At 43.1% G+C, this 22,964-nt stretch carries 21 protein-coding genes, 1 tRNA gene and 1 riboswitch; of the genes, 3 read left to right on the top strand and 19 right to left on the bottom strand.

The annotated features are described in order from the left end of the window. Window positions 1-24: 24 nt before the first annotated feature. From guaB to B2727_RS01920, 8 genes are all read right to left on the bottom strand, one after another. Entirely contained in the window at window positions 25-1,491 is a 1,467-nt protein-coding gene (guaB, locus tag B2727_RS01885; RefSeq protein WP_004803627.1) for an IMP dehydrogenase, read from the bottom strand. Window positions 1,492-1,632: 141 nt separating this feature from the next. Then, window positions 1,633-1,998 carry a YkgJ family cysteine cluster protein gene (locus tag B2727_RS01890; protein ID WP_033132698.1) on the bottom strand — a complete coding sequence of 122 codons (366 nt, stop codon included), beginning with the start codon at window positions 1,996-1,998 and terminating at the stop codon, window positions 1,633-1,635. A gap of 127 nt (window positions 1,999-2,125) precedes the next feature. Beyond that, window positions 2,126-2,932, bottom strand: coding sequence for an MBL fold metallo-hydrolase (locus B2727_RS01895; RefSeq protein WP_033132699.1), 807 nt, complete (start codon window positions 2,930-2,932; stop codon window positions 2,126-2,128). Between the two features lie 163 nt (window positions 2,933-3,095). Further along, entirely contained in the window at window positions 3,096-3,671 is a 576-nt protein-coding gene (locus B2727_RS01900) for a TMEM165/GDT1 family protein (protein ID WP_005201585.1), read from the bottom strand. An 83-nt stretch (window positions 3,672-3,754) separates the two neighbouring features. Beyond that, a riboswitch (yybP-ykoY riboswitch) is annotated at window positions 3,755-3,896 on the bottom strand. Between the two features lie 34 nt (window positions 3,897-3,930). After that, window positions 3,931-4,218 (bottom strand): hypothetical protein, encoded by a 288-nt coding sequence (locus B2727_RS01905; RefSeq protein ID WP_004803620.1) that lies wholly within the window; start codon window positions 4,216-4,218, stop codon window positions 3,931-3,933. 123 nt (window positions 4,219-4,341) lie between these two features. Next, entirely contained in the window at window positions 4,342-6,309 is a 1,968-nt protein-coding gene (locus tag B2727_RS01910; RefSeq protein WP_033132700.1) for a 2-oxo acid dehydrogenase subunit E2, read from the bottom strand. A gap of 2 nt (window positions 6,310-6,311) precedes the next feature. Then, window positions 6,312-9,029 carry a pyruvate dehydrogenase (acetyl-transferring), homodimeric type gene (gene aceE / locus B2727_RS01915; protein ID WP_005201592.1) on the bottom strand — a complete coding sequence of 906 codons (2,718 nt, stop codon included), beginning with the start codon at window positions 9,027-9,029 and terminating at the stop codon, window positions 6,312-6,314. 204 nt (window positions 9,030-9,233) lie between these two features. Continuing rightward, complete coding sequence (locus B2727_RS01920) at window positions 9,234-9,935, bottom strand: M23 family metallopeptidase (RefSeq protein ID WP_005201593.1); 702 nt, start codon at window positions 9,933-9,935, stop codon at window positions 9,234-9,236. A gap of 105 nt (window positions 9,936-10,040) precedes the next feature. Here B2727_RS01920 and B2727_RS01925 point away from each other — a divergent pair, with 105 nt between their 5' ends. Further along, a complete protein-coding gene (locus B2727_RS01925) occupies window positions 10,041-10,481 on the top strand; it encodes a hypothetical protein (RefSeq protein WP_004803613.1) in 441 nt (146 codons plus the stop codon). 98 nt (window positions 10,482-10,579) lie between these two features. Here B2727_RS01925 and lpxC read toward each other — a convergent pair whose 3' ends face one another. The 9 genes from lpxC to B2727_RS01970 form a co-directional block, all read right to left on the bottom strand. Then, complete coding sequence (lpxC, locus tag B2727_RS01930; RefSeq protein WP_004803611.1) at window positions 10,580-11,482, bottom strand: UDP-3-O-acyl-N-acetylglucosamine deacetylase; 903 nt, start codon at window positions 11,480-11,482, stop codon at window positions 10,580-10,582. A gap of 111 nt (window positions 11,483-11,593) precedes the next feature. Further along, window positions 11,594-12,775: a cell division protein FtsZ gene (gene ftsZ / locus B2727_RS01935; RefSeq protein ID WP_004803609.1), complete on the bottom strand. Its 1,182-nt coding sequence runs from the start codon at window positions 12,773-12,775 to the stop codon at window positions 11,594-11,596. 164 nt (window positions 12,776-12,939) lie between these two features. Then, complete coding sequence (gene ftsA / locus B2727_RS01940; RefSeq protein WP_004803607.1) at window positions 12,940-14,202, bottom strand: cell division protein FtsA; 1,263 nt, start codon at window positions 14,200-14,202, stop codon at window positions 12,940-12,942. 61 nt (window positions 14,203-14,263) lie between these two features. Further along, window positions 14,264-15,121: a cell division protein FtsQ/DivIB gene (locus B2727_RS01945; protein ID WP_005201594.1), complete on the bottom strand. Its 858-nt coding sequence runs from the start codon at window positions 15,119-15,121 to the stop codon at window positions 14,264-14,266. Window positions 15,122-15,127: 6 nt separating this feature from the next. Next, window positions 15,128-16,054, bottom strand: a complete 927-nt coding sequence (locus B2727_RS01950; RefSeq protein ID WP_005201595.1) for a D-alanine--D-alanine ligase — start codon at window positions 16,052-16,054, stop codon at window positions 15,128-15,130. Window positions 16,055-16,093: 39 nt separating this feature from the next. Further along, entirely contained in the window at window positions 16,094-17,539 is a 1,446-nt protein-coding gene (murC, locus tag B2727_RS01955; protein ID WP_004803601.1) for a UDP-N-acetylmuramate--L-alanine ligase, read from the bottom strand. 13 nt (window positions 17,540-17,552) lie between these two features. Then, entirely contained in the window at window positions 17,553-18,650 is a 1,098-nt protein-coding gene (gene murG, locus B2727_RS01960; RefSeq protein ID WP_081406930.1) for an undecaprenyldiphospho-muramoylpentapeptide beta-N-acetylglucosaminyltransferase, read from the bottom strand. 228 nt (window positions 18,651-18,878) lie between these two features. Next, window positions 18,879-19,823 carry a glutathione synthase gene (gene gshB / locus B2727_RS01965; protein WP_005201597.1) on the bottom strand — a complete coding sequence of 315 codons (945 nt, stop codon included), beginning with the start codon at window positions 19,821-19,823 and terminating at the stop codon, window positions 18,879-18,881. A 225-nt stretch (window positions 19,824-20,048) separates the two neighbouring features. Next, the gene (locus tag B2727_RS01970; RefSeq protein WP_005201599.1) at window positions 20,049-20,528 is read right to left on the bottom strand and encodes a glutathione peroxidase; all 480 of its coding nucleotides are present in this window, start codon (window positions 20,526-20,528) and stop codon (window positions 20,049-20,051) included. Window positions 20,529-20,706: 178 nt separating this feature from the next. Between B2727_RS01970 and B2727_RS01975 the strand changes: the two genes are divergently transcribed. Together B2727_RS01975 and B2727_RS01980 are read left to right on the top strand one after the other, a co-directional pair. After that, a complete protein-coding gene (locus B2727_RS01975; protein ID WP_033132701.1) occupies window positions 20,707-21,159 on the top strand; it encodes a MarR family winged helix-turn-helix transcriptional regulator in 453 nt (150 codons plus the stop codon). After that, window positions 21,160-21,366, top strand: coding sequence for a DUF3565 domain-containing protein (locus B2727_RS01980; RefSeq protein WP_033132702.1), 207 nt, complete (start codon window positions 21,160-21,162; stop codon window positions 21,364-21,366). 40 nt (window positions 21,367-21,406) lie between these two features. Here the strand turns inward: B2727_RS01980 and B2727_RS01985 are convergent. Both B2727_RS01985 and B2727_RS01990 read right to left on the bottom strand, forming a co-directional pair. After that, window positions 21,407-21,482, bottom strand: a tRNA-OTHER gene (locus B2727_RS01985). Further along, window positions 21,477-22,790: a hypothetical protein gene (locus B2727_RS01990; RefSeq protein ID WP_033132753.1), complete on the bottom strand. Its 1,314-nt coding sequence runs from the start codon at window positions 22,788-22,790 to the stop codon at window positions 21,477-21,479. The genes B2727_RS01985 and B2727_RS01990 overlap by 6 nt, the downstream gene beginning before the upstream one ends. Window positions 22,791-22,964 lie beyond the last annotated feature (174 nt).

The raw sequence follows: 22,964 nt of genomic DNA on the forward strand, positions 1-22,964 counted from the left end.
TTCTGTCAACAAAATTACCAAAAATCAACCAACTCGATAGTTTGGCGCTTCTTTGGTAATTGTCACGTCATGAACATGTGATTCTGACATGCCTGCTGAAGTAATTTTCACAAATTTTGCATTTTGACGAAGATCTTCAATCACAGATGAACCCGTATAACCCATTGATGAACGTAAACCACCCATCATTTGATGTACGATATTCCCCATTGGGCCTTTGTATGGCACTCGACCTTCGATGCCTTCTGGTACCAACTTTTCCGCACCTGCTTTAGCATCTTGGAAGTAACGGTCAGCAGAACCAGATACACCGGCCATTGCGCCCAATGAACCCATACCACGGTATGCTTTGTAGTAACGGCCTTGGAAGAATTCAACTTCACCTGGTGCTTCTTCTGTTCCAGCAAGGAGTGAACCGACCATAATCGTGCTCGCACCTGCACCAATCGCTTTCGCCATATCGCCAGAGAAACGAATACCGCCATCTGCAATCAAAGGAATTTGATCTTTCAATGCGTTCGCAACGCTATCAATTGCAGAAATCTGTGGCATACCAATACCAGCCACGATACGTGTGGTACAAATTGAACCAGGGCCGATACCGACTTTCACGGCATCCGCGCCTGCATCAAGCAATGCCAATGCAGCATCACCAGTCGCAATGTTGCCACCAATCACTTGTACTTGTGGGTAGTTGGCTTTAACCCAACGTACACGTTCGATTACACCAGCAGAATGACCATGTGCAGTATCCACCACAATCGCATCTACACCTGCATCGACCAAAGCTTCGACACGGCTTGGTGTTTCTGCACCTGTACCCACCGCAGCACCAACACGTAAACGACCCAAATCATCTTTACAACTGTTTGGATAGCTTTCAGCTTTACGGAAGTCAGTTACGGTAATTAAGCCTTTAAGCTCATGGTTCTCACCAACAACCAAAACTTTTTCAATACGGTGTTTTTGCAATAATGCTTGGATATTTTCTTTAGACTCGCCTTCACGAACAGTCACGAGACGGTCTTGACCGGTCATGATGTTGCTTACAGGTTGTTCAAGATTGGTTTCAAAACGTGTATCACGACCCGTGACAATACCCACCACTTTGCCATCTTTTACAACAGGCACACCGCTAATGTTATTCGCTTGGGTAATCGCAATCAGCTCACGCACTGTCGTTTCAGGACCAACAGTGATTGGATCTTTCACCATACCAGCTTCAAATTTTTTCACACGGCGAACTTCAGCGGCTTGCGCTGCGATATCCATGTTTTTGTGCAAAATACCAATACCACCATTTTGCGCCATCGCAATTGCCATACGTGACTCAGTCACTGTATCCATTGCAGCAGAAACGAGAGGGATATTAAGTTGAATTCCGCGAGTTAAACGTGTCTTTAAGGAGACATCTTTTGGGAGAACAGTTGAGTAGGCAGGAAGTAATAAGACATCATCGAAGGTTAGCGCTTCTTGAACGATGGTCAGCATAACAATCTCACTGGTAATTTCCGTGAGCTATTATAAACAAATTTCGATGTGATTTTCATTTTCTATGATGAAAATAATTTCAAGCGTTGCTTAAAAAGCTTTCTGATGCGCGCTTATGCTTACCGAACCCGATAATTCCTGTTAGCAAACCTGATCATAATTGTCATTATTTTCAGAGGCCTGCTGCTCAATCGTGACCAACGGAATCAGGTTGTGCGCCAACCGCGCCTTGTTACAATGTGAATCGGCAATCTGTACTTCCTTACAACCTGAACTCCGAAATGGGTAGATGGAACAGCTCACTTGCTGTCCCACCTCCCCTTGCAAAGCCACACATTTGACTTGTGCTTGATTGGTTCCCTTCATACAGGAATAGACGGCTGTAAGTGGTTCAACCATGTGCTCAGGGATCTGTTCTGCCTCAGCCCAATAGAAAGAAACACGGTAATTTGCACAGCACGCACCACAACTGACACACGCATCTGGTGTCGCAATTTGAGACAACATTTTCTTAAAATTCTCGTTATCAAATTCAATCCTTTATCTGATGAATCCTAAGAAAATTTATTGATGGCGACAAGCGTGCTCAATCAACGATTTATGTATTTCCCAGTCATTTTCCTGACTCAGAAATTTAGCTCATTTCAGTCGGTAAACTAAAAACATATTCATTCATCAAATCTACGCCACATTCCAGCGTTTCAATCCAATCCAAAAACTGAGTGATCATGACCTTGCCAACAAAGGCAGTCCCATGTTGCGGCACAATCATCTCTAAATCCATTTGGCGAACCATATTGACCCACAAACGGATCACCTTATTGGAACACATATAGCGCTGATGGAAACCTTTCATCTTTTTGATATGTGTTTCAAAATCTGTAATCGGTAGGCTTGCATCATCAACGATCGAAGCCCCCATATCCCCAGAAAATAGGATTTTGGCAGTTGGATCATAAAACTGGAAATTACCAACGGAATGCAGGAAATGCGCAGGCACTGCAACAATCGCAGACTCACCCAAAGGAATAATTTGCCCTGTATCGGACAGTTCAATCAGACGATCTTCCCAATTCCCCTTCATACGCTCACTCATAAAAGCTGAATTTAAATGCGGTAAAAACCGTGCCCACAGCTTAGAAGCCACCACTTTGGCATCGGTATACACCAACCAGCGCGGCATTGAGGTAATAATGTCAGGGTCTTGATGCGAGGCCATGACATAGTCGAGATTTTTCAATTTGGTATAGCGATTGAGTTCCATGGTTAAAGGAACATACGTCAGATCGCCACCCGGATCTAAGACAGCGGCACGATCATGATCAATAATTAAAAATTGATTGGCCTGAATACCTTCGCCTTTGACTAAACTGGTAAAACTAATGCATTTATGTGTGCCATTATCAAACAGTATTTGCGATGTTGTCCGTTCAAAACTCATAACTACCCCAGAAAAAATCTTTAAATATGAAATATTTTTAATTCCATAATAAAATAATGGGATTTAGTTCATGTTTCAATCAAATATTGGACCTTTATCATAATTTATAAAAAAAGACCCATCACTATTGGATGGGTCTGGACTGATTTTAAATTCGAATCATTTAGAAGAAATAATGCTGCACTAAAGTTGAAATACCCACAATCAAGAAAATCGCGGCGCCAATTTTATGAATTAATGAAATCGGCAATTTATCCGCCAGCTTATTGCCAATAAATACCGCAGGGGCATTGGCAAGCATCATCCCAAATGTGGTACCTAACATCACCCAGAACACACTATCAAAACGTGCCGCTAAAGCCACGGTTGCAATCTGGGTTTTATCGCCAATTTCAGCCAAGAAGAATAAGATGAAGGTAGCACCAAATACCCCAAATTTCTGCCATTTATTGATGTTTTCAGTTTCATCTCCCAATTCATCTGGAATCAACATCCAGATGGCCATACCAATAAATCCAAGTGCCAAAATCCATAACAAAACTTCAGGACTGAGTACGGTGGTAATCCATTGTCCCAAGACAGCAGAAATACCATGGTTAATCGTGGTGGCCAATAAGATGGCAATTAAAATCGGAATCGGTTTACGGAAACGTGCTGCAAGCAAGAGAGCGAGTAATTGCGTTTTATCGCCCATTTCAGCAAGGGCAACAATTGAGGTGGAAATGAGAAATTCATACATAGTTGAATGCTCTGGCTAGCAAAATATACCGATGACCTACCCCTCCTGCTAGCCAAAATCAAATAGATTGATGCAGAGTGGTAAATCAAAGGTCTTGCCAACAAAAGCACAGCTGAGAAGCTGTTCTTGGTTCTTTGCTATGATGACCATGTTCGGTTGAACAATTATGTTGATCATCACCTCTTTACTTTGCGTAAAGAGCGGCTACTCCCCAATGAAGTGAAACTATTCTAGCAAACAATAAAATGGTTTTGAATGGTTAAACCCAAAATTTTTGGTAACTCCAGATCAACACACGCAGACAACCAAGTAAAAACGCCAAATAAGCACTTAAGCCCAGAAAACCAAAGCTACCCCAGCCACTCGCTCCGCCCACATCTTGGGCTTGATATTCCATCGCCATAACGACAGTCGCAAGCAACACTTCAACCCCCATCACCACATACATCACCCAATCCCATGGAAAATGTAAGAAGCTGACCCACAAGCCCATCGCCACAAAAACAATCAGCAATAAAGGCAGCATCACCCGATAAATCACCAACATCCCTGCTCCTTCAAGCAATGAAAATTTATTTTAAGTTCAACATAGCATACATAGATTCATCTTTTGTTCAGCCTAAAAATAGAAAACCTCGCAAAAGCGAGGTTTTCTAAATCCAAACAGTAATTAGAGCAATAAGCTACGAATATCTTTTAACAATTTAGTCAGCTTATTGGTAAAACGCGCTGCATCCGCACCATTAATCACACGATGATCATAAGACAATGATAATGGCAACATTAAGCGCGGATCAAAGTCTTTACCATTCCACACAGGTTGCATGGTCGCCGGTGAAATACCCAAAATCGCAACTTGCGGCCAGTTCACCAATGGTGTGAATGCTGTTCCACCAATACTGCCTAAGCTGGTAATGGTAAAATTGGCACCTTGTAGATCTTTCGGTGACAATTTACGATCACGGGCTTTTTGGCTGAGTTCAGCCAATTCTGCTGCAATTTGCTTAATTGATTTTTGATCAGGATTGCGCAATACAGGCACTGTTAAACCATCTGGGGTTGCAACTGCAATCCCCATATGAATTTCGTTACGCAATAGCACAGACTTCTGATCATCAGCCAAATGCCCAGCAAAATACGGCTCTTCTTTCAGCAAGTGCGCAACCGCTTTGGCAATAAAGGCCAAGATGGTTAAGCTCAAACCTTGCTTTTTAAAGCCATCTTTCAGTTCACCGCGCCATGCTTCAAGCTCGGTAATATCCGCCAAGTCAAACTGCGTCACTTGTGGAATGAAATTGTTCAATGACAATTGCGGTACAGACACTTGCTGTAAACGCGTCATCGCTTTCACTTCACCACCACCAAATGCATTAAAGTCTGGCAACTTTGGTAAGCCTGAAGCCACTGGAGCGGCTTGCGTTGCAGCAGTTGGTTGTGGTGCGGTCAAACGTGTTTTCACATAGGCAAAGACATCGTCCTTCATCACACGACCGTGCTCACCTGATGCTTTCACCTGTCCAAGAACCACACCTAACTCACGTGCCAGTTTACGCACGGCTGGACCCGCATAGACTTTCGCATTGTCAGCTTCTTGCTGTTTAGTCAACTTCTCAGCTTGTGCAGGCGCACTTGGGGCTGCTGTCGCTGCCACCTGTGATTTTGCTGGCGCTGTCGTTGCTGCTGGTGCAGAAGGAGCTTGAGCTTTTGGTGCAGATGCTGGTGCATCGGCCTGACCACTGACCTCAATCGTTGCCAAAGCCACACCTTGACGCACTTCTTGATTCGCAGACACATGGATCGCTTTCACAATCCCTGCTACTGAACTTGGCACTTCAACCGAAGCCTTATCTGACTCAACCACGCATAGGCTTTGTTGAGCTTCAACGCGATCACCGACATTGACTAGAATTTCTGAAACAAGAGCTTTTTCTACACCTAGATCAGGTACTTCAATTTCAACATGACCTGTTGAGGTATTTGTTGCAGCTGGGGCTTCTGTAGTTGCGGCTGGCGCTTCTGTTTGAGCTGGGGCTGCTTGTGGTTCAGATGACGTTGCAGCGCTCGCAGTCTTGACCTGAATCAATACCACGCCTTCCTTAATACTGTCACCTTCTTTAATCTGGATCGCTTCTACAATCCCCGCAACCGAACTTGGGACTTCTACCGTCGCCTTGTCCGATTCAACCACCACAATGCTTTGTTCAGGTTCGATCTGATCACCGACTTTGACCAGCACTTCTGCAACCAAGGCTTTTTCTACACCAATATCTGGAACTTTTACATCCACAATCTGGCTTGCAGTCGCTGCTGGAGCAGCGACTGGTTGTGCTTTTGTTTCAGCAACTACAGGTTTTGCTTCGGCTTTTGGCGCTTCCGCTTTCGGTGCTTCGTTCGCAGGTGTTTCAGCAGCAGACTCAGACTCTAATTCAATCAATGCGACGCCTTCAGTGACTTCATCGCCCTGTTGAACCAGAATACTTTTCACGATACCTGCCGCAGTGCTTGGTACTTCTACCGTTGCTTTATCTGACTCTAACACCAGAAGGCTATCGTCAACTGCAACATGGTCGCCCACTTTAACCAAGATTTCTGCAACTAGGGCTTTATCTACGCCAATATCAGGTGCTTGGATTTGCATGATTATTTCCCCTCACCTGTTTGCGTTTCATGGTATTCAGCAACTGCCTGAACTTCTGGATGTGCTTGTGGCGCCCATGCCACTGGACGGTCCGTATCTAACTCAAAGTTAGAAATTGCGTCTTTCACCAAACGGTTTTCAACTTCACCTTCGTCCGCTAATTTTTTCAATGTCGCAACCACGATATGCGCAGCATCAACACCAAAGAAACTACGTAAGTTTGCACGTGTATCAGAACGTCCATAACCATCAGTACCTAATGCAACAAATGGACGACCATCTGGAAGATATGCACGGATCTGTTCGCTGTACGCACGCATATGGTCCGTCGCAGAAACCACGATACCTTCTGTACCACGTAACTGTTTAGATACCCAAGATTCTTTTACTTCTTCAGTGAGCGGGTGTAAGCGGTTGTATTCTTCACATGCCATGCCATCACGAGACAATTCATTGAAGCTGGTGACGCTCCACACGTTTGAGTGGATTTGGTATTCATCACGCAAGATTTTCGCCGCTTTAATCACTTCACGAAGGATTACACCTGAACCCAATAATTGCACAGTGGCTTTTTCATCTTTTTCGAACAAGTACATACCACGTTTAATGCCTTCCTCAGCGCCTTCTGGCATTGCAGGATGCTCGTAGTTTTCATTCATTACAGTTAAGTAATAGAACACTCGCTCTTGGTTCACATACATACGTTGTAAACCGTCGTGTACGATCACAGCCAATTCATAACCAAAACATGGATCATAAGATACGCAGTTTGGAATGGTGTTCGCCAAGATATGTGAATGACCATCTTGGTGCTGTAAACCTTCACCGTTCAATGTGGTACGGCCAGCAGTGGCACCTAACAAGAAACCTTGTGCCTGCGCATCACCAGCAGCCCATGCAATGTCACCAATACGTTGGAAACCAAACATTGAGTAGTACATGTACATTGGAATCATCGGCAAGTTATTGGTTGAATAACTGGTTGCCAATGCAGCCCACGCACTCATCGCACCCGCTTCGTTAATTCCTTCTTGAAGCATGTGACCATCACTTGCTTCACGGTAATGCATTAACTGTTCTTGGTCTTCTGGGGTATATTTTTGACCGTGTGCCGCATAAATACCAAGCTGACGGAACATCCCTTCTAAACCAAAAGTACGCGCTTCATCTGGAACGATTGGCACGACGCGGTCTTTAATTGCTTTTTCTTTCAGTAAAGCCGCAATTAAACGAACCATCAGCATCGTGGTCGATTGTTCTTTACCACCTGAGCCATTTAATACAGCATCAAATACAGAGAGTTCAGGAATCGCTAAAGTGTCACTCTCACGACGACGTGCTGGTAGGTAACCCCCTAATGCTTCACGACGTGCCTTCATGTACTTCATTTCTGGAGAGTTTTCACTTGGGCGGTAGAATGGGAGTTCTTCTAACTTATCATCTGTAAATGGCAGGTTAAAACGGTCACGTACATATTTCAAAGAGTCGATCTGCATTTTTTTGATTTGGTGAGTTTTGTTCACCGCTTCAATTTCCTCAGACAGACCATAACCTTTAACCGTTTTCGCAAGAATAACGGTTGGTTGACCTTTGGCTTTCATTGCTTCTGCATAGGCAGCAAAAACTTTGTACGGATCATGACCACCACGGTTAAGATTATCGATATCTTCATCACTTAAATCTTTGACCAGTTCCGCAGCTTCTGGGTACTTGCCAAAGAATTTCTCACGTGTATACGCACCACCTTTCACTTGATAGCGCTGATATTCACCATCAACTGTTTCTTCCATGACCGCTTTTAAAGCGCCTGAATTATCTTGCGCAAGGAGTGGGTCCCAATGACGGCCCCACACCACTTTAATCACACGCCAGCCCGCACCACGGAATAAAGATTCTAATTCTTGAATAATTTTACCGTTACCACGTACAGGACCATCGAGACGCTGTAAGTTACAGTTCACGACCCAAATGAGGTTATCAAGCTTTTCACGACCCGCAAGTGAAATTGCACCTGTACTTTCTGGCTCATCCATCTCACCGTCGCCAAGATAAGCCCAGACTTTACGATCTTCTTCTTTGATCAAACCACGATTCATCAAATACTTTTGAATGTGTGCTTGGTAAATCGACATAATAGGACCCAAACCCATCGATACGGTTGGGAACTGCCAGTAATCAGGCATTAAATAGGGATGCGGATAACTCGGAAGACCATTGCCACCCACTTCACGGCGGAAATTATTCAATTGATCTTCAGTTAAGCGTCCTTCCAAGAACGAACGCGCATAGATACCAGGGGCACAGTGACCTTGGTAATAAATCATATCACCGCCAAAGTTATTGCTGTTTGCGCGGAAGAAATGGTTGAAACCCACATCATACAATGTTGCAGATGATGCGAAACTTGCAAGGTGACCACCGAGGTCATCGCCTGTTTTATTGGCTCGTAATACCATCGCTAAGGCATTCCAGCGGATCAAGGCACGGATACGGCGTTCCATATCCTGATCGCCAGGCATCGCTGGTTGTTCTTCAACTGAAATGGTATTGAGGTAAGGTGTATTTAAGCGCTGGATTGGCACATGTTTCGCAATTGCCCGTTGATAGAGTTTTTCTAGTAAGAAGGCAGCACGTTCCGTGCCCATATGTTGTAATACTGAATCAAATGCTTCTTGCCATTCTTGGGTTTCTTGCGCGTCAGAGTCGCCATAAAACGCCATACAATTCACCTTTTCCCTTAAGTTATTTGTCGACCCTATTTTTATCATGTTTTGCTGTGATAGAACTATTGCCCCAGATGAATGCAAAACGCCTTATTATTTTCTGACAAAATAGTCATTGACCTAAATGAAACAAAACACATAAAAAATCGCCAATAAAGGCGATTTTTTTGAATATTTATATACAACTGTTAACAAATTACATTAAGGCAACATTGCTAAGTAAGTTGATGGATTTTTACGTTGACCATCTTTTACAACTTCAAAGTGTAAATGTGGTCCAGTACAACGACCTGTACAACCGACATTGGCAATATGCTCACCAGCACTCACGCGATCACCCGCATTCACGATTAAACGTGATGCATGGGCATAACGAGTGATATAGCCATTACCATGATCAATCTCGACATACTGACCATATCCTGTACCCCAACCTGACTTCGTCACGACACCAGGACCAGTTGAGTAAATTGGCGTACCAGAAGGTGCAGCAAGATCAACACCAGAGTGATGACGTGTTGAACCTAATAAAGTACGGTTACCCCAAGAAGAGCTGACACGGCCTTCTTGCAATGGATGACTCACCAACCAAGAATAACCAGTATTTGCAGAGAATGAAGGAGCATTGTCTTGAGATGAAATCGCTGAACGACCATATTTCTTCTCGATCGTTGCATTGTTCAATTCAATGGTTTTTTCACGTAATTTAACTGAGACATTCGATACGGCCGGCAGATCCATATCAGCAGAATGAGTATAAGAACCTTGAGCTAAGGTTTTTGATAATTGCTCTAAGCGGTCATCACCTGTAGCTTGACCAATGTTCTGATAATCTGCGAAAGCAACCGAAGCAGCTGAAGCAGCCAACGAAAATGCGAGTAAAATACGACGCGTATGATGCATAAAAAACCTCTTGAAACCGTCCTTCAAACGTTCCTTTATCATCTGTTCCTTGATAACAGCTGAAGCAAACGCTTAAGATGGACACATCACCTCCGAGGAAGTTCTATGTCTGACCCTAACAACGTTTTCCAACAGAAAGGACAACACATAAAAACTGGAAACTTAACGTTTCTAACGACGCAAGTCACACAATGGAAACAACTTACGAAAATTATTCAACCTTTACTGCCCCAACCAGAGCAATGGCAGGTTGTTTGTTATCAACATGGTGTATTGATCATCACTGGTGAAAATCAAGCAATGATTAGTCAACTCAGCTATTTACAAAGCCACTATGTTGCGCAGTTAGCTCAGCTCGAAGGACTCAAGGAATTACGAAAAATTCAAGTTCGGTTAAGAAACAAAACAGTTGTCTCTCGTGAACCCTCTCCCCCAACAAAAACACTAACATCAGAGACCCAAGAGCAATTGCGCAGCGCCGCTGAATATGTGAGCGACCCTAAGCTTAGCCAAGCTTTACTACGTTTGGCAAGCAATAAAAAGTAAACTTCATATATTAAGTGTTGGAATACACACTAGTTTTATGTGACGAAAATCTCACATTCATTTGTTATAATATAACATAGGCAATAAAAGACAATGACTTATGTCACACTCACATAAGGAATTGGACAATCACTCTCGTTATTAAATGTTACAATTTCATAGCTGCTTGGATCGTTTTGAACATTGCGTAATAGCTGATTGTTCAGCGCATGCCCCGATTTATAACCATCAAACTTGGCAATAATTTGATGTCCAAGCAAATATAAGTCACCGACTGCATCTAGAATTTTATGACGTACAAACTCGTCGGCAAAGCGTAAACCTTCCTCATTGACCACACCTGTGTCATCGACACCAATCGCATTTTCAAGGCTCGCACCTAAAGCCAGATTATTGGCTTTTAAATAGTCCAAATCTTTCATAAAGCCAAAAGTTCGCGCTTCGCTCACTTCGTAGACGAAAGTTTCCGTCGAGAAATCGATGGTGGCTGATTGATATTCTTTGGCAAAGGCAGGATGATCAAAATCGATGGTAAAGTTCAGCTGAAAGCCTGAATGTGGTGAAAAAATGGCCTTTTTATCGTCAATTAAAGCCTCAACAGGCTTTAAAATACGAATGAACTTCTTTGGCGCGTCTTGCTCCGCCAATTCACCTTGCATCAATAAATAAATAAAAGGCCCTGCACTACCGTCCATAATCGGTACTTCGGATGCAGAGACTTCAACAATCAGATTATCAATCCCCAGTCCTGCAATCGCACTCATGACATGCTCAATAGTGCCGACTTTGATATCTTCACGGACCAAATTCGAGCACATAAAGGCTTCTTGAATCAATAAAGCATTGGCTGGAAGGTCGATCGGGGGATTTAAGTCGATACGGCGAAAGACAATACCTCCATCAATATGATGTGGAACAAAATTAATCAGCACCTTTTGACCACTGTGCAGACCAATACCGCTCGCTTTCACCACACGTTTGAGAGTACGTTGTTTCAACATGCCATACCAACTTCATTTGCAAAAACCGATATAACTTAGCATATTTTGCCATTTTAAAAAAATAAAAAAGGGGGTAATTACTCCCCCCCTTTCTCTAAATATATGATTTTATTATTTACGCTGTTGATTTTTCAGATAGTCTTGAATGCTCATTGGCGATGAACGTGGCGTAGAACTTGCTGTTGCGCCCACTGGTGCATCCGTATTTGCACGTTTGCTGATCGCAGGAACATCATCTTCATCCACTGGTTGCTGAGCCGCTTGAGCAGACGGTGCATGTGAAACTACAGCACGTCTTTTCTGATCAACTTCACTTGCATTACGGGTTAAGCCTGTTGCAATAACAGTCACACGAAGCTCATCACGCGCATCCGGATCAAATACCGTACCGTAGAAGATCTCACCTTCATCCAAATCAACGATCTGATTGACCACATCAGTAATGATTTCAGTTTCACGCAGGGTAATATCATCCCCACCCGTAATGTTAATCAATACGCCTTTTGCATTAATAATATTCACATTATCAAGCAACGGGCTACGGATTGCTTGCTCAGCAGCTTGGCGAGCACGATCTTCACCACGACCTAAACCAGCACCCATCATGGCATAACCACGTGTACTCATCGCTGTTTTCAAGTCAGCAAAGTCAAGGTTAATATGACCACGGTTTACCACAAGATCAAAAATACTACGCACTGCATTCAGCAACACATCATCTGCCTTTTTATAGGCATCCTTCATTGAAATATCACCATAAACGCTGAGTAAGCGCTGGTTTGGAATGATGATCAATGAATCAACATGTGCTTCTAAGGCATCAATACCCTTTTCAGCAGACTTTTGACGACGACGGCCTTCAAAGTTGAATGGTGTAGTCACCACACCTACGGTCAGGATGCCCATCTCTTTGGCAACTTCTGCAACCACTGGTGCAGCACCTGTACCAGTACCACCACCCATACCGGCAGTGACAAACACCATGTCGGTACCTTCAAGATGCTGACGAATCACTTCACGGCTTTCTTCCGCTGCGATTTGACCCACTTCTGGATTCGCGCCTGCACCTAAACCACGTGTACTTTGTTCACCCAATTGAATTTTGAATGGGGCGTTCATGCTATCCAATGCTTGTTTGTCTGTATTTGCACAAACGAACTTTACACCTTGGATATCAGATTGCGCCATGTGCTGCACGGCATTACCGCCACCACCACCAACGCCAAATACTGTGAAACGGGCTTGACCGTTGCCATTGTCTAGTTCATCTTCTATAAATTCAAATGAGGCCATGACCTTTAGATTTCCTAATATTAATGGCAGTTACTTCAGCCCGTTACTGCCCTGATTTTTAAACAACTGATGTTTAGGATGCTGTTCAATAATAGCTAGCTTGTCAAGTACAGTGGCTGATTTAGAACAACTTCCTAACAAATTTTCCCAAAAATAACTACAACTTAAAAGATGGCCTTTAATTTGCTATTTAATGCATTCCAACCATTGGCAACACGATCAACAAAACTACGATCATTTGCTTCTTCTGGCTCTTCAACCGTATCTTGCAAATCACTTTGGCTAAACATCAACAAGCCAGATGCGGTTGCGTACATTGAACGACGCAATGCAGCTAAATGCTGATCATCTGCATACACCTGTAATGGCGGATTGCCCAAATGCGCAGACACCCCCAACATTCGACGCGCCAAATTCACCATACCTTCAATTTGACACGCATCACCTGTCAGTACCACACCATGATAGAGACCATGAATCGCACCGCTATGTTCCAATTCTTCACGGATTAAAGTGAAGATTTCTTCATAACGCGCAATGATGATTTCTGCAAGCTCAATACGACTGATGGTTTGCGTCCCATCAATCCCCTGCACCTGAATCATGTGATCAGGTTTCACCACACTCAAGTCAACACAACCGTGTAAAATCTTGATGCGTTCCGCTTCTTCTGTGGTGGTCTGCAAAACGGCAGCAATATCACGCGTCACATTCTCACCACCACGTGGCAAGGTTCGTGCCAAAGCCAAACGGCCATCTAGATATACCGCGATATTGGTAATACCCGCACCAATATCAACCAGACACACGCCATATTCTTTTTCATCTTTGAGCAGACTGGCTTCAGCGGTTGCCAAGCAAGACACCACCATTTTCTCCACCCCGATATTCGCACCTTTCATGGCACGATCAAGGTTTTGCATGGTGCTGATCGGCATCATCATTAACTGATAATGCCCAGTCATACTATGCGCCGACATATTGACTGGATTTTGTACCCATTCCGCCGAATCACCCAACTCGAAGCCCAATGGCACAGCACTGGCAAGATAGTAATCTGGCGATACATGACTGGCTTTGGCCAACTCTAACGCACGCACCACTTCATTTGTAGTAATAATATGATCGTGGTTGGCAACAGGCGTACGGCCTGAGGCATAAAAACTTTGTAATTCAGTACTTGGAATCGACACCCACGCACTATGAATACGACATTCCGCCATATCCTCAGCTTCGGATACCGCATTCTTAATCGCCGCAATGACCTTGTCTAAGCTAACAATCTTGCCTTTAACCATACCTCGGTTGCGAGCAGTTGCCATGCCAATGACTTGGATCTTATCTGGTGCATGGATCTTACCAATCAAAACTGAGACTTTATGAGTCCCAATATCAATCGCAACAACTGAGGGAACAGCTTCACTCATTACTTCAATACCATATCTTTAGTGTTGTTTAGGACGATTGTCCTTTATTTTAAGCCACGTATTATGGCTTTGCCTGAATTGCCCCTGCAAGGCTTGTGTCATCAATCGTTACAACTAACTGACCGTTGACAATCTTCGGCGGAGCTGCGTTTTTCCACTGAATGGCAAGACCATTCCGATAACGCAAATCGATTGCCGTGATTTTTGACCATACAGGTTTTAAATCCGTTTGTGCCAAATGGCTTAAGCGTTGCAGCTTATTCATGGTCTGATCTTGATCTACAATAATCCGTAAGCCCGAATCAAACTGCATGAACCACGTCATACGCTCGGTTAAATACAATTCTTTTAATCTCAAATTCGCTGGATGAAATAACTGATTAATTTCATTATAGCGACGCATCATCATTTTGGATTGGCTGGCTGGCCCATGTAAAAGCGGCAAGTTTGGATGTGCTGTTGGCACCGCCTCACTAAATACATCGCCATTGTCACTGAGCAAACGCCCTGTTCCCCAACGTGCAATCGCATGTCGCGGCATCACCCGTACCCGAATTGCATTTGGCCAAGCCCGTGACACCACCACACGATCAACCCATGAGACTTTTAACGCTTGATCTCGAATTTGTTCTAAATCTGAAGTGAAATAGTTATCTTTAATAATTGGACTCAGATATTGAACTAACTGTTGGTTCTCAATATCAGAATTGGTTCCAACCACCTGCAACTGCGCCGCTCTTGCATCGGTCATGACTTTATATAAGCCAAACAAACCCAATGCCAAAACAGCAAACGCAATCACCAGCAAGACCCAACCGCCCGCATTCACCATTTTTTGTTTAGGTGAAGGCGGTTTCTCGTGAATCGAGCTAATGGCTGGCCGCGTTTTACGGCGCATCGAGGCAGGAAGCTGAGCCATAAATCGTTAAGCCGACGTAGCTAAGGTTTGCTCTAAAATCGCAACACAGAGCTGATCAAAGTTATAACCCACTGCTTGCGCCGCTTTTGGCACCAAAGAGTGACTGGTCATTCCTGGAACGGTATTCACTTCCAATAACCAGAAGTTGCCCTGCTCATCCTGCATCGCATCAATACGCCCCCAACCTTCTGCACCAACGGCTTGGAATGCACGTAAGCACAATGCTTGTAAGCTTTTCTCTTCCGATTCGCTTAGACCGCAAGGAATGCCATATTCCACATCATTACGCTGATACTTTGCTTCATAATCATAGAAGGCAACGTCTGCGGGTGGCTGCAAACGAATCACGGGTAATGGTTGACCATTTAAGAATGAAATCGTGAATTCACGACCTGTGATCCATTTTTCTGCCATCACCACCGCATCATGCTGCGTGGCTTTTTCAATTGCCGCAGCAAAATCTTCAGCTTTCTCAACCTTGCTCATGCCAACACTTGAGCCTTCATGTACAGGTTTGATAATGACTGGCAAGCCCAATTCAGCAATCACGGCATCCAGATCGGTATCTTTAGTGACAATACGATAAGGTGCTGTTGGCAAATCACTGCCTTGCCAGATTTGCTTGGTTTTAACTTTGTCCATACCGATCGCAGAACCTTGCACACCCGTACCGGTATAAGGAAGGTTTAGCCACTCCAATACACCTTGGATCTGACCGTCTTCACCACCACGACCATGTAATACGATAAAAGCACGATCATAGCCAACCAATTCAGTCACACTACGATCTTGGGGGTCAAATGCTTCTGCCTGAACGCCCGAACGTAATAACGCCTCTAAAACAGCTTGACCGCTGTCCAATGACACAGCACGCTCAGCCGACTTCCCACCAAACAACACAGCAACTTTGCCGAATTTTGCAGCATTTGACACGTTTATATCCTTAAAACTTTTAATATTCACAAAACAAAATTATTTGGCATACAAGCGATGCTGAGCCAATTCTACCGAAATTGCGCCAACGTTACCCGCGCCTTGTGTTAATAACAGGTCATTTGCTTGTAACACTTTTTGTAAAACGTTCGGTAAATTGCCTTCCACTGGATCAACCAAAATCGGTTCAACATCACCACGTAGACGAATACTACGCGCTAAAGCACGACTATCAGCGCCCACAATCGGCTTTTCACCTGCTGGATAAACTTCCAGTAATAACAACTGATCCACTTGTGATAACACATCAACAAAGTCATCAAAACAATCACGGGTACGGCTAAAACGGTGCGGCTGGAACAACATCACTAAACGACGGTCTGGATGGCTGGCACGCGCTGCTTTAATGGTTGCTTCAACTTCTTTTGGATGGTGACCATAGTCATCCACCAATTTCACCAAGCCTTCATCAACCTCAAATTCGCCCTGAACTTGGAAGCGACGACCTACCCCACTAAAACCTTCTAAGGCACGGCAAATCGCGCCATCAGACACGCCTTCATCCGTTGCCACACCAATCGCAGCAAGTGCATTCAAGACATTATGCAAACCTGGTTGATTGATCGTAACGCGCAATGGCTCACGATCTTTACGCAATACAGTAAAATGCGACTGCATGCCTTCTTGTGCAACATCCACCGCACGGATGTCATTGTCTTCAGCAAAACCATAGGTCAACACTGGACGACCCACGCGTGGCAGAATCTCACGGATATTGGCATCATCGCCACAGACCACAGCCAAACCATAGAATGGCAGGTTATGTAAGAACTGGATAAAAGTATCTTTTAGCTTATCAAAGCTGCCTTCATAGGTGTCCATATGATCCGCATCGATATTGGTCACGATCGCAGCCATCGGTTGCAAATACAAGAATGAGGCATCTGACTCATCCGCTTCTGCCACGATAAAACGACTTTCACCAAGCGCTGCATTCACCCCCGTGCTATTCAGCAAACCACCGATCACATAAGTCGGATCAAGGTTTTCTTCCGCCAACATGGTGGTCAATAAGCTTGTCGTTGTGGTTTTACCATGCGTTCCCGCAACCGCAATACCATGACGGTAGCGCATCAACTCACCCAACATTTCCGCACGACGCACGATTGGGGTACGTTGTTCGATAGCTGCTTTAATCTCTGGATTTTCAGGATCAATCGCAGTCGACACCACCAATACATTGGCATTTTTAATATTGTCAGCTGAATGGCCAATAAATACTTTAATACCATTCGCTTCGAGTTGAGCTGTGGTTTTCGACGCTTTAATGTCTGAGCCTGAAATTTTATAACCTTGGTTACTCAATACTTCGGCAATACCACACATCCCCGCACCACCAATACCAACAAAGTGGATATTTTTAATACGGCGCATTTCTGGCACTTTAATCAGCTTTTTGGCTTGGTTTGGATTTGTAGGAGACATAAATAAACTCGAATTACAATTTTTTAATCAGATCAACCACATGCTGTGTTGCATTCGGTTGTGCTTGTTGACGTGCTTTTACCGCCATTTCAGAGAGTAGCTGACGATTTAATAAGGTCGCTAATAACTCATCTAAAACCGCAGGTGTCATGTCTGCTTGCTGGCAAATCTTGGCTGCGCCAGCATTGGCCAAGAATTTTGCATTTGCCGTTTGGTGGTCATCCACCGCAATCGGTAAAGGCACAAAAATCGCCGCCAAACCGGCGGTTGCGACTTCTGTCACCGTTAAAGCACCAGCGCGGCATATAATCAAATCTGCTTCACTATAGGCTTTTGCCATATCATGAATAAAGGGTTCCACTTGAATATCCAAGCTCTCAGGTGCAGCTTGATATAGTGCACGCGTGGCATCTTGCTTGTTTTGACCACACTGATGGAACACCTTCAGCGGAACATTGACCTTTTTCAAAGCTTCAGGCAAACGCTCATTCAATGCTTGTGCGCCGAGTGAACCACCAACAATTAGAAGGTTGATGGGCAATTGTTCCTGTTCACGAGTTTGATAGCGCCAAGAGGGATTCAAAATCGCAGTAATCTCCGCACGCACAGGATTACCTGTGGTCACGACTTTATCACTGTTTGCAAATGTATTTGGAAAAGCCTGACACACGGTTTTGGCAATACGTGCCAATTGGGTATTGGTAAATCCTGCAATGGCATTTTGCTCATGAATCAGCACAGGAATACCCAGCAAACGTGCAGCTAAACCACCTGGGCCTGCCACATAGCCACCAAAACCCGCCACAGCATCAATCTTGAGCTGTTTCATATAACGCATGGCGCTGAGCGTGGCTTTTAAAATTTTAAACGGCGCACTGAGTTTACGAACTAAGCCATTGCCGCGTACACCTTGAATATCAATTTGATAAATCGGAATATTTTGATCTTTCAACAACCGATTTTCCATTCCCGTAGGCGTCGCTAACCAAGAGACTTGGCAGCCTTCCTGTTGCAGCTGTTTGGCAACAGCAAGCGCGGGAAACACATGCCCACCAGTACCTGCGGCCATCATCATGACATGTTTGGGTTTGTTCTGCGGTGAATTGGTCACGGTCTAATTCTTCAACTCAAAAAAAGAAGGTTATCGTCTATTGTTTTCGAGCGTTATTTTAATCCTAAAGCTTCATTCACGAAAAGCGAATTTCACCTGTTTACAACAGAAAGCTGTGCTTTTTTCGATTCTTTGTTAAAAACAAGGTTCTGCCGATATGCAAATGCCCGTTTGCGTCCAAATTTTGATGGAATACAAACGGGCAATTCGGTCAAAAATGCAACTTTTTTAGTTTTTACGACCTGCTTCTAAGACATCAAAAAGATCATCGGCAATCGAGGTGCCAAATTGTGCATCAATCTCACGGATACAGGTTGGACTGGTCACGTTAATTTCAGTCACATAGTTACCAATCACATCCAAACCAACAAAGACCAGACCTTTTTCACGCAGGAATGGCCCGACTTTTGCCGCAATCAATTTATCATTTTCAGTTAGTGGACGGGCCTGACCTAAACCACCTGCCGCCAAGTTACCACGCACTTCGCCATTTTGCGGAATCCGTGCCAGACAATATGGAATCGGCTCACCATTGACCATCAAGATGCGCTTATCGCCTTCGACAATTTCAGGGATATAACGTTGCGCCATAATTGGACGTGTGCCCATTTCGGTGAGCATTTCCAAAGTCGAACCAATGTTCACGCCATCTTGGTATAAACGGAAAATGCCCATACCGCCCATGCCATCCAAAGGCTTCACAATCACATCGCCATGTTCTTTGATAAATTCACGAATCAGGCTTTGTTGTGAGGTTACTAAAGTTGGGACTTGTAGCTCTGGGAACTGCGTGGCGAACAGCTTTTCATTACAGTCACGTAGTGATTGTGGTTTGTTAATAATCCACACGCCTTCACGCTCGGCTTGTTCCAGAATATAAGTGGTATAAACAAAATTCATGTCGAATGGTGGGTCTTTACGCATCAACACCACATCATAATCCGCCAACGATTCTTTACGCTGCTCGCCCAACTCATAGTAATGGTTATAGTCTTCAAATACTTTTAAGGGTGAGATCAGGCCAAAGGCTTTGCCTTGGTCGATATATAAATCGTGTTGTAATGCATAACCCAATTCATGTCCGCGACGGCTGGCCGCCCATAACATCGCCATAGTTGAATCTTTTTTGAGATTCACAGTTTCAATCGGGTCCATCACTACAAGTACACGCATAATCTGACGCTCGTATTTTTAATCTTGGCAAAAAGTATAGCGAAGTTTGCGGTCAATCGTGAAACAACTTGTATAAATCTTAAAGATTAAAAAATCTATTTTGTTCAATTAATTACAACATATTAAAAATATTCAGCTTTATGATTTAATTTGTTTCGGATGAGGAAATCACCAGTGGATGCATCGTAGACCAGTCATTTCCATTTTCCTCATTTTCCAGCCTATTTATCGCAAAAGCTTTTGAATATCTTTGGCAATTTTTTCAGGTTTGGTGATTGGGGCATAGCGTTTGACCACTTCACCGTTTTGATTAATCAAGAATTTAGTGAAGTTCCATTTAATGCTGCTGCCTAACAGACCTTTGGCTTCAGAAGTGAGATATTTATACAAAGGATGTGCGGTTGGGCCATTCACATCAACCTTGGCAAACATCGGAAACGATACGCCATAATTGCGCTGACAGAAGCTGCCAATTTCTTCATTGCTCGATGGATCTTGGTTGGCAAATTGATTACATGGAAAACCGAGAATCACCAACCCTTGTTGTTGATAGTCCTGATATAACTTTTCCAAACCTTCAAATTGTGGCGTTAGACCACACTGGCTTGCGGTGTTCACCACCAATAAAACTTTGCCTTGGTAATCTGCGAGGTTCTTTTGTTCGCCTTCTAACAGTTCAGCCTGAAAATCATAAATCTTGCTCATAGGTGTTCTCTCTTCTATCCAATCTTGGATGTAATCAAAATCGTTTGCTGAATAATTCAGCTTGCCTATTTAATATTTCACACAATTATCTTGTGTGCAAGTTAATTACACGCAATATACTTTTTACACAATCCCATTTATACTGAATGTTCAACAACTGAGTCGAGAACAAATCATCATGGCTGAAGTTTCATTTTTGGATAACCAAGTGTGTTTTGCCATGTATTCCGCGACCAATGCGATGATTCGCCAGTACCGCCCTTTACTTCAGGAATATGATCTAACCTATCCGCAATTTATTGTGTTGTTGGCTTTGTATGAGCAGGACAATGTGATGTTATCTGAAATCGGACAAAAGACTTTTTTTGATTCCGGAACGCTGACACCGATTATTAAAAAACTCGAAGAAAAGCAGTTTTTAAAACGTGTTGCGGTCAAAGAAGATGAGCGGATGAAAAAAGTGATTTTGCTGGAAAAAGCACTGGCTTCTAAGGATGAAATTACCCTGATTCCGTTTAAGCTCGCCTGCTCGTTGGGTATGGACCCGAATGATCTGCTGGCAATTCATAACTTATGCCATCGTTTTTTAAAGGGTTTGGAACAATCTAAACTCGAGTCTCTGGAAAATTAAATGCAGCAAGCCATTGTCGGTTTTCATCTCGATGAAGAAGCCCATTGGATAGCTGATCTTGCTTGTGGGCATGGGCAACATGTGCGCCATAATCCACCGTGGCAGAATCGCCCTTGGGTGTTAACAGAACAAGGGCATAAAGAAAAAATAGGTGTAATGTTGGAATGTAAAAAGTGTGAGGAGGCTTTCAAGACCCCCTTATTATAATAAATAAAACAATAACATAGTTAAAACCATCAAAGAATGATGGATAGGTGCAGGGCTCGAACCTGCGTCCATTCGGATAAGAGAGCCGAACGTTCTACCACTGAACTAACCTATCCTTTACCTGAAAAAAATTTATTTCTTTTTAATATACTAGCTAAAAATGGACTACTAATTTCTACACCATGGACCAATTCAGGTGTTGTCTTAAACTGTACAGTAGAATGTGATTTGGGTGCAATCCAACCCGATTTTTCTGGATCTAAATTAACTTTTAAGCACTGAACTATAATATCATCTTTTGTACAAACAACACGTCCCTGCAAAACCTCCCATGGTAAAGGAAGTTCATTCCAAACATAGGTATCAGGGTCCAAAGTCCCTTTTGACTCTAAATGCCATGCAGCAATATCTCCAGCCATTAACCGTAATACCTTACCTATACAGATATTTTCTAATATTATTTCCAAACCTAAAGCATATATAAGATGCATCCATTGATCGCGAGCTTTATTCCAAGCCCCAGCTGCATGATTCCATGTTGAAGAATCATTTCCTTTTTTCACAATCATAGTTTGCCTATTAATATTATTTTTCAACCAGAGATCATGTAAAAATTTAGAAATTTCCTCAAGGATACATGTCCAACGCCCTAGAAGTAACCCTTTCTGCTCTTCAGTTAGATGACTTGTAACAAAATCAGAAATATAAACATGAGAAATGGCCCACCAATTGGTAGTAATTGGACACTTTAAACGACACCGAGTTAAAAGCATTTCACAAATTTCATCAAATGGACGTTCCTGGGTCGTATTAGTGAATACACTACGTAAATTACAACGTGCTGTATAATAAGCAATAAAACATGCGCTATCAGCATCCTGAGCAAACTCACTATAAGAAAGGTGATGGGCTAATCCATGCTTTGCAATTTTTTCAAACTCCAGTTTATGTAATTCTCTCTGAAGTTTTTTTTGCTTCTCTTCGATACGTTTTAACAACCTCCATCGTTTATTATATTGCCGCTTTGAAAGCTGTATATTCGATTTCTTCCTCTCATTTTTATTTAATCTATCGCGAATAAAATTATTACTCCCAATTTCTTTTTTTACCAGCATCTCTATTTCTTTTAGAGCAGATTGAATCTCTCCAACATCACAATAATCAAAATTTGTATATAACGAGACATCAAAAAGCTCACTAGCTTTTAAAAACTGTTTTTCTGCTCCCACTATTTTTCTAAAATCTTCCGGCATTGATGTATAGGGAATATGTCTGCGTACTAAAGCATGCTGTGCAGCTTTTTCTAAAATTATACGTTCTCGAACACTATAGTGATCTGACATATAATTTTTGATCACTTCTGCAATATCTTCTGGACGCTTTCTCTCACTTAATGATTGATATAAATTTTTAATATAATCCATACTTTTATTGTCCATCAAAACAGCTTCTTTCAAAATATTAAGAAGTGAAAGTAATTTAGGTTGAATCTAAAAATTAAAAATCTTCCAGAATCTAACATACTACAACCCAACTGTTTAAACACCTTTGAGTCACACCATACAAATAACTCTATTGACATCAAGCTAACTTGAGCT

It is taken from the genome of Acinetobacter sp. UBA991, from assembly GCF_002292065.1.
Lineage (GTDB): Bacteria > Pseudomonadota > Gammaproteobacteria > Pseudomonadales > Moraxellaceae > Acinetobacter > Acinetobacter higginsii.

Excerpts from the sequence above, each read along its gene's own strand:
- guaB (WP_004803627.1), bottom strand. The coding sequence starts at position 1,491 with ATGCTGACCATCGTTCAAGAAGCGCTAACCTTCGATGATGTCTTATTA.
- B2727_RS01890 (WP_033132698.1), bottom strand. The coding sequence starts at position 1,998 with ATGTTGTCTCAAATTGCGACACCAGATGCGTGTGTCAGTTGTGGTGCG.
- B2727_RS01895 (WP_033132699.1), bottom strand. The coding sequence starts at position 2,932 with ATGAGTTTTGAACGGACAACATCGCAAATACTGTTTGATAATGGCACA.
- B2727_RS01900 (WP_005201585.1), bottom strand. The coding sequence starts at position 3,671 with ATGTATGAATTTCTCATTTCCACCTCAATTGTTGCCCTTGCTGAAATG.
- B2727_RS01905 (WP_004803620.1), bottom strand. The coding sequence starts at position 4,218 with ATGTTGGTGATTTATCGGGTGATGCTGCCTTTATTGCTGATTGTTTTT.
- B2727_RS01910 (WP_033132700.1), bottom strand. The coding sequence starts at position 6,309 with ATGCAAATCCAAGCACCTGATATTGGCGTAGATAAAGCCCTAGTTGCA.
- aceE (WP_005201592.1), bottom strand. The coding sequence starts at position 9,029 with ATGGCGTTTTATGGCGACTCTGACGCGCAAGAAACCCAAGAATGGCAA.
- B2727_RS01920 (WP_005201593.1), bottom strand. The coding sequence starts at position 9,935 with ATGCATCATACGCGTCGTATTTTACTCGCATTTTCGTTGGCTGCTTCA.
- B2727_RS01925 (WP_004803613.1), top strand. The coding sequence starts at position 10,041 with ATGTCTGACCCTAACAACGTTTTCCAACAGAAAGGACAACACATAAAA.
- lpxC (WP_004803611.1), bottom strand. The coding sequence starts at position 11,482 with ATGTTGAAACAACGTACTCTCAAACGTGTGGTGAAAGCGAGCGGTATT.
- ftsZ (WP_004803609.1), bottom strand. The coding sequence starts at position 12,775 with ATGGCCTCATTTGAATTTATAGAAGATGAACTAGACAATGGCAACGGT.
- ftsA (WP_004803607.1), bottom strand. The coding sequence starts at position 14,202 with ATGAGTGAAGCTGTTCCCTCAGTTGTTGCGATTGATATTGGGACTCAT.
- B2727_RS01945 (WP_005201594.1), bottom strand. The coding sequence starts at position 15,121 with ATGGCTCAGCTTCCTGCCTCGATGCGCCGTAAAACGCGGCCAGCCATT.
- murC (WP_004803601.1), bottom strand. The coding sequence starts at position 17,539 with ATGTCTCCTACAAATCCAAACCAAGCCAAAAAGCTGATTAAAGTGCCA.
- gshB (WP_005201597.1), bottom strand. The coding sequence starts at position 19,823 with ATGCGTGTACTTGTAGTGATGGACCCGATTGAAACTGTGAATCTCAAA.
- B2727_RS01970 (WP_005201599.1), bottom strand. The coding sequence starts at position 20,528 with ATGAGCAAGATTTATGATTTTCAGGCTGAACTGTTAGAAGGCGAACAA.
- B2727_RS01975 (WP_033132701.1), top strand. The coding sequence starts at position 20,707 with ATGGCTGAAGTTTCATTTTTGGATAACCAAGTGTGTTTTGCCATGTAT.
- B2727_RS01980 (WP_033132702.1), top strand. The coding sequence starts at position 21,160 with ATGCAGCAAGCCATTGTCGGTTTTCATCTCGATGAAGAAGCCCATTGG.
- B2727_RS01990 (WP_033132753.1), bottom strand. The coding sequence starts at position 22,790 with ATGGATTATATTAAAAATTTATATCAATCATTAAGTGAGAGAAAGCGT.